The 6,516-nt window shown below is 68.1% G+C and carries 5 protein-coding genes; all 5 read left to right on the top strand.

What is annotated here, in order from left to right:
* The first annotated feature begins 162 nt into the window (after nucleotides 1-162).
* Genes OSB52_RS09720 through recN form a run of 5 tightly spaced genes read left to right on the top strand, consistent with a single transcriptional unit; the run spans nucleotide 163 to nucleotide 6,420 of the window.
* The gene (locus OSB52_RS09720) at nucleotides 163-2,337 is read left to right on the top strand and encodes an HAD-IIA family hydrolase (protein ID WP_266061494.1); all 2,175 of its coding nucleotides are present in this window, start codon (nucleotides 163-165) and stop codon (nucleotides 2,335-2,337) included.
* A 13-nt stretch (nucleotides 2,338-2,350) separates the two neighbouring features.
* On the top strand, nucleotides 2,351-2,644 hold the full coding sequence (locus OSB52_RS09715; protein ID WP_266061493.1) for a hypothetical protein: 294 nt from the start codon (nucleotides 2,351-2,353) through the stop codon (nucleotides 2,642-2,644).
* A gap of 11 nt (nucleotides 2,645-2,655) precedes the next feature.
* Nucleotides 2,656-3,615 carry a TlyA family RNA methyltransferase gene (locus OSB52_RS09710; protein WP_235724279.1) on the top strand — a complete coding sequence of 320 codons (960 nt, stop codon included), beginning with the start codon at nucleotides 2,656-2,658 and terminating at the stop codon, nucleotides 3,613-3,615.
* A gap of 17 nt (nucleotides 3,616-3,632) precedes the next feature.
* Nucleotides 3,633-4,637 (top strand): NAD kinase, encoded by a 1,005-nt coding sequence (locus tag OSB52_RS09705; protein WP_266061492.1) that lies wholly within the window; start codon nucleotides 3,633-3,635, stop codon nucleotides 4,635-4,637.
* Between the two features lies 1 nt (nucleotide 4,638).
* Nucleotides 4,639-6,420 (top strand): DNA repair protein RecN, encoded by a 1,782-nt coding sequence (recN, locus tag OSB52_RS09700; protein ID WP_266061491.1) that lies wholly within the window; start codon nucleotides 4,639-4,641, stop codon nucleotides 6,418-6,420.
* Nucleotides 6,421-6,516 lie beyond the last annotated feature (96 nt).

Below are 6,516 nucleotides of genomic sequence, written 5' to 3'. Positions count from 1 at the left end.
GCACAATTTGAGCTACGGCCCTGTATTCGATACCACTTCGAATACAGGGCCGTTGGCGTTTGAACGCCGAATCCGTACTCTTTTCGTTGCGGGATCGGCGAACATGGATGGTCCCGTGAGAACCGACCACCCGAAAGACTCCGAGGCATAGATTGGCTGGCTATGAGTGACCGTGACCGTACCCCACGTCGTGATGCCGGACAGCGTCGTGACGGGGGTGACCGCCGCGACGGGGGTGCTCGTCGCGATGGTGCGCCCCGCCGAGAGGCCGCTCAGGATCGATACGGCCGACAGGGTGCGTCACGACGGGACGGCGGTAACCGGGGTTCGGCACGTTCGGATCGTGGGACCCGGGGGACCGGTTCGGCTGGCCGGCCAGATGAACCGGCGCTGCCCGAGGACGTCGCCGCGTCGGATCTGGACTCGGAAGTTCGTCGAGATCTGCTCACTTTGGACAAGACGAACGCGGAGAACGTGGCACGGCACCTGGTGATGGTGACCCGTCTGCTCGCCGACGATCCGGCAGCCGCCCTCCTACATGCCCGGGCCGCGCGCCGTCGTGCCGGCCGGGTCGGGTTGGTTCGTGAGACCCTGGGCATCGCCGCCTACAGTGCCGGTGAATGGCAGGAAGCGGTTTCCGAACTCCGTGCAGCTCGCCGAATCACCGGTAACCCGGGTTTGTTGCCCCTGATCGCTGACGCCGAACGTGGCCTGGGTCGACCGTCACGGGCGATCGAGATCGCTCGGAGCGACGACGGGCAGGCATTGACCGGTGAGGATCGCACCGAGATGCGGATCGTGGAGAGCGGCGCGCGCATCGACCTCGGAGAGGCCGACAAGGCCGTCGTCACCCTGCAGAACGAGGATCTTTCGCCCGGTCGGGCCGGCACGCCGGTCGCCCGCCTGTACTACGCCTACGCATCTGCGCTGCTCGCCGCGGATCGCGCCGATGACGCAGTTACCTGGTTCATGAACGCAGCTGCGGCAGACGTCGAGGACGTGACTGACGCCGAATTGCGGCTGGTGGCGCTCGCCGAAGGCGACCCCGGCGACCAACCGGATGTCCAGACCGTGAAGGAACCGAGCGACAGCGACCGGGTCGGCGGTGGCGAGGTCGAGCGTGAAGCGGTCGTCAGTCGGCAAGGCGATTTGATGACTCCCGAGTCACACGCCGGAGAGCTCGGAGAGACCGTTGTGACGAACGAGTCGGCGGCAGCGGAGCCCGACGTCGCCGCCGACATGCGGGTCGCCGCCGCGGCCGGTCCGGTGGATCAGCCTGCCACGGAGGGGGTGTCGGAGCCGAGCGGATCGCAGCCCGCGGCCGACTCGCTGGTGGCGCGCTACGACGCACTTCTGCTCGACCTCGACGGCACCGTCTACGCGGGGCATCGTGCACTACCCGGCGCGCGGGAGACCCTCGGCGAGATCGACACCGCACGGTTTTTCGTGACCAACAACGCGAGTCGCCGCCCTGCCGAGGTGGTCGACCACCTCACCGACCTGGGGTTCGAGGCCACCTCGGGCCAGGTGGTGACCAGCGCGCAGTCGGCGGCCCGACTGCTGGCCGAACATCTTGCGCCCGGTTCACGTGCACTGGTGATCGGTACCGACGGCCTTGCCCAAGAGGTCCGCGAAGTCGGTATCGCGGTCACCCGCAGTGCGGCCGATCGTCCCGCAGCGGTGATCCAGGGGCACTCTCCGCAGACTGGTTGGGCCGAGCTTTCCGAAGCGGCACTGGCCATCGACGCCGGCGCCCTCTGGATTGCCTGCAACACCGATGCCACGCTGCCGTCGGAACGTGGCAAGCTGGTCGGCAATGGCTCGATGGTCGCGGCAGTGGCCAATGCCACCGGTAAACAACCCCTGGTGGCCGGTAAGCCCGCAGCGCCGCTGATGGCCGACGCCATCGCCCGCAGCCGAGCGACTCGGCCGTTGGTCGTCGGTGATCGCCTCGACACCGATATCGAAGGGGCGCATGCCGTCGGCCTGGACAGCGTCCTGGTGCTCACCGGCGTGAGCTCGGCGACCGATCTGCTCAACGCGCCCCCCGAACAGCGTCCGACGTATGTCGTCGGGAATCTGACGGACCTTTTCGCAGCGGCGGACACCGTGCGTATCGGTGCCCACGACGGATGGGACGTTGCGATCAACGGGACCGTCGTCACGGTCAGGTCGACCGGGAGGGGTGAGCCCCGCAGTGTGCTCCCTGCGCTCGCGTGGGCGGTGTGGTCGGCTGCCGACGAAGGGGCGCTCGATCTCTCCGAGTTGTCCGTGACCAGCCCGGACTCCGACGTGTTGAGTGTCTTGGAAGCGGTCGGAGTCAAGGCCGTGCGATAGCCTGGGAGCCGCGATGACCGAACCCCACCTGGAGAGCGCCGACGGACACCGGGCCGCTACGCCCCGCCCGGCCCCGAACATGATGCCGCGCGCTGTCGGCTCCACGATTGCAGCTGATGAGACCAGCGAAACGCGGGACCCTGCGTCGGTGACCGGTGCCGTCGGCGCGATCCTCGAGCAGGTCGATGAGATCCGACGAGCAACCGGCGATCGCTTCGATCTGGCCGCGCTCGGGCAACAGGCCGACTTACTCGAACGCGCCCACGACGTGCTCACCACAGCGCTCGAGGATGTCGATCCTCGATGAGGCACTGATCCGTGGCGCCACGTGCACGACTTGACGCCGAGCTCGTCCGGCGCGGTCTGGCCCGGTCGCGCGAGCAGGCGAGGACGCTGATCGCCGACGGGTTGGTCAAGGTCAACGGTGTGCTCGCGGCCAAGCCGGCAACCAATGTGGGCCGTGACACGCCGATCGTGGTGGCCGACACCGTCGGTGAGGACTGGGCGTCTCGCGGTGCCCACAAACTGTTGGGTGCTCTGGAGGCATTCGAACCATCCGGGTTGACCGTGCGTGGCCGGCGCTGTCTGGATGCCGGCGCCTCTACCGGTGGGTTCACCGACGTACTGCTGCGGCGCGGCGCGGAACACGTCGTCGCCGTGGACGTCGGCTACGGACAACTGGTGTGGCGGTTGCAGAACGATCCGCGGGTGACGGTGCACGACCGTACCAACGTGCGCCATCTCGACCCCGAGGACATCGGCGGTGCGGTCGACATGGTGGTGGCCGATCTGTCGTTCATCTCACTCGGGCTGGTGTTGCCGGCACTCGCTCGTTCGGTCCGGGCCGGTGGCGATCTCGTCCCGATGGTCAAACCGCAGTTCGAGGTCGGCAAGGACCGGGTGGGTGCAGGTGGCGTGGTGCGGGATCCCCAACAGCGTGTCGACGCGGTTGTCGGTGTGGCGCGTACCGCCCGCGATCTCGGCCTCGTAACCCGCGGCGTGGTCGCCAGCCCCCTGCCCGGGCCGTCGGGAAACGTCGAGTACTTCCTCTGGTTGCGTCGGGAAGATGCGCAGCGACCCGGAGCTGCCGCAGCGGGCGACCGACCCGACACCCACCGGCCCGGCGCCGACCCGGTGGCTGGCGATAGGGTCGGAGTTCGAACAGACGTGACGCATGGTGCCGACGACGCCATCGTGTCCGGGCCCGACGCCCCAGAGCTCATCGACACCGCACTGATCGAGATGATCACCCGGGCCGTCGCGGACGGGCCGCGCTGACAGACGAAGGGACCACTGTGGCCAACGAGGAGGTCGCCGGCGGAGGGGAGCATCGGGAGTTCCTGGTGGTCGCCCACACCGGTCGCGAGGTCGTCACACAGACGATGGATGCCATCGCGCGACACTGTGCTGCCGCCGATGTGCGGTTGCGGGTCGTCGACTACGACACGCGGCACGCGGCCGATGAACCCGCTCCCACGAAACCCGGCCGCGAACGGCCGACGAGTCATCCGGTCGATCCCGAACATCTGCGTAATCTCGGAGCCGCGGTCCGGGTGACCACACCGGAACCGGCATCGGCCGAGGGGTGTGAGGTGGTGATCGTCCTCGGTGGCGACGGCACCTTCCTGCGTGCTGCCGAACTGGCTTATCCGGCACAGGTTCCGGTGCTGGGTATCAATCTGGGCCACATCGGCTTTCTGGCCGAGGCGGAGGCCAATCGTGTCGATGCCGTCATGCAGCAGCTCATCGCGGGTGACTACCGGGTGGAACCGCGGATGACCCTCGATGTGGCGGTGATAGACCCGACTCAACCCGATGCGCCGGTCGTGCGGACCTGGGCCCTCAACGAGATCGCCATCCTCAACCGAACCAACAACGGCGTGCTGGAACTCGTCACGGAGGTCGACGGGCGTCCGGTTTCCGCGTTCGGTGCCGACGGCGTGCTGGTGGCGACCCCGACCGGGTCGACGGCCTATGCGTTCTCGGCCGGTGGGCCGGTGATGTGGCCGGATCTCGAGGCCATCCTGGTGGTGCCGAGCAACGCTCACGCGCTCTTCGCCCGTCCGTTGGTGACGAGCCCGCGATCGCAGATCGCGGTCGAGATCGACAAACGTGGCCGCGCCGGTGTGGCACTGTGCGACGGGCGACGCCGGATCGACGTCTCCGCGGGCGCTCGCGTCGAGGTGGTCCGCAGCGAGCGGTCGGTGTTGTGGGTGCGCATCGACTCCGACCCGTTCACCGACAGACTGGTGACCAAATTCGATCTGCCCGTAACGGGTTGGCGAGGGAGGCAGGCCTGACGTGCTGGAAGAACTGTCGATCGAAGGCCTCGGCGTCATCGAGCGGGCGTCGGCACAATTCCACCCGGGCTTCACGGCGCTGACCGGCGAGACAGGCGCCGGCAAGACCATGATCGTGACGAGTCTGCACCTGCTTTCGGGCGCGCGGGCCGACGCGTCGCGGGTGCGATCCGGCGATGCGAAGGCCACCGTGGAAGGTCGGTTTCGCCTCGCGACGCCGGATGGTGCCGACGGAGGCGCGACGGTGGATCCGGTGGTCGACGAGATCCTGGAGGCGTCGGGAGCCGATGTGGACGAGGACGGCACGCTGATCGCCATCCGATCGGTTGGCACCGACGGCCGTTCGCGGGCACACCTGGGCGGTCGGTCGGTGCCCGTCGGTGTGATGGGCCGGATGACCAATCAGCTGCTCACCATCCACGGCCAGAACGATCAGCTCCGACTGATGAAGCCCGAACACCAGCGCGCGGCGCTCGACACCTTTGCAGGGTCGCCGGTGCGCAGTGCCGTCGACGCTTATCGAACCGCTCGCCAGGCGTGGATCGGGATTCTCGATGATCTCGACGCCCGCCGCACCGACGAACGTGAACTCGCCCAGGAGGCCGATCGGCTCCGGTTCGGTGTCGATGAGATCGCCGCGGTGGACCCGCAACCCGGTGAAGACGCGGAACTCGCCGCCACGATCCACCGGCTCACCGATCTGGAGAGCATCCGGACCACGGGTGCGCACTCGCACGCGATCGTCGCCGGCGACGACGGCTCCGTTGTCGACGCGCTCGGTCAGGTGCGCAGCCTGCTCGAAGCGGCCGGCGACGAGTCGCTGCGCGGCCTGCTTCCGCGCGTGAGCGAGGCGCTGACCGTGATCACCGATGTCGGCGAGGAGCTGTCGGCGTTCCTGTCCGACCTGCCCGCCGACGCCGAGGAACTCGACAAACTGCTGACCCGGCAGGCAGACCTGAAATCATTGGTCCGGAAGTATGCGCCGGACATCGACGGGGTCATCGCGTGGCGTGACAGTGCCGCCACTCGGCTGGCCGAGATCGACGATCCCCAGCACTCCATCACCGAGCTCGAGTCCGCCGCCGCGGCTGCCCGGGACAAGGTCACCGAGGCCGCTGCCAAACTGGGGCGCCGTCGGCGAACCGCTGCCAAGTCTATGGCCGCCAAGGTCTCCGCGGAACTCGGCGGACTCGCGATGGGTGACGCTGCGCTCGCCGTGGAGGTCGCCCCCGAGCCGGCCGCCGACAACGATCGACTGGCGATCGAGATCGACGGCGTACGAGCGCATGCCGGTGCATCGGGTGCCGACCGCGTCGAGTTCTCCTTACTCGCCCACAAGGGCGCGACGCCGTTACCCATCGCGCGATCTGCATCCGGTGGCGAGCTCTCCCGTCTCATGCTCGCCCTGGAGGTTGTACTCGCTGCCCCGACCAGTGGATCGGTGATGGTCTTCGACGAGGTCGACGCGGGCGTCGGCGGTCGTGCGGCAGTCGAGATCGGGCGTCGGCTGGCGCGCCTCGCCCGAGCGCACCAGGTGATCGTCGTGACCCACCTTCCGCAGGTGGCGGCTTTCGCCGACAATCACCTGGTCATCGGAAAGAACGCGGCCAAGGGCAAGAACCGTCCGCACAGCAGCACAGTGCGCACCCTGGATCGCGACGAGCGTGTTGCCGAACTCGCGCGCATGTTGGCCGGGCTCGGCGACTCCGACACCGGCCGCGCACACGCAGAGGAACTCCTGGCCACCGCGGAGACCGAACGCACGTCGGTCGCCGCGGAGTAGCGATCCACGGCTCCCGACGAGTCGTTGCAGATGTTGCTCGTGTGACAAAAGTTGCAATTGTTGCGGCGCGCCTCCACGATTTCAGCGTCTCGCGTG

Source organism: Gordonia aquimaris, from assembly GCF_026262595.1.
In the GTDB taxonomy this organism is placed as follows: domain Bacteria; phylum Actinomycetota; class Actinomycetes; order Mycobacteriales; family Mycobacteriaceae; genus Gordonia; species Gordonia tangerina.
Note: the sequence above shows the minus strand (reverse complement) of the source record. Positions and strands in the feature narration are given on the sequence as shown.

Coding starts and splice junctions, on each gene's coding strand:
- OSB52_RS09715 (WP_266061493.1), top strand. CDS start 2,351: ATGACCGAACCCCACCTGGAGAGCGCCGACGGACACCGGGCCGCTACG.
- OSB52_RS09720 (WP_266061494.1), top strand. CDS start 163: ATGAGTGACCGTGACCGTACCCCACGTCGTGATGCCGGACAGCGTCGT.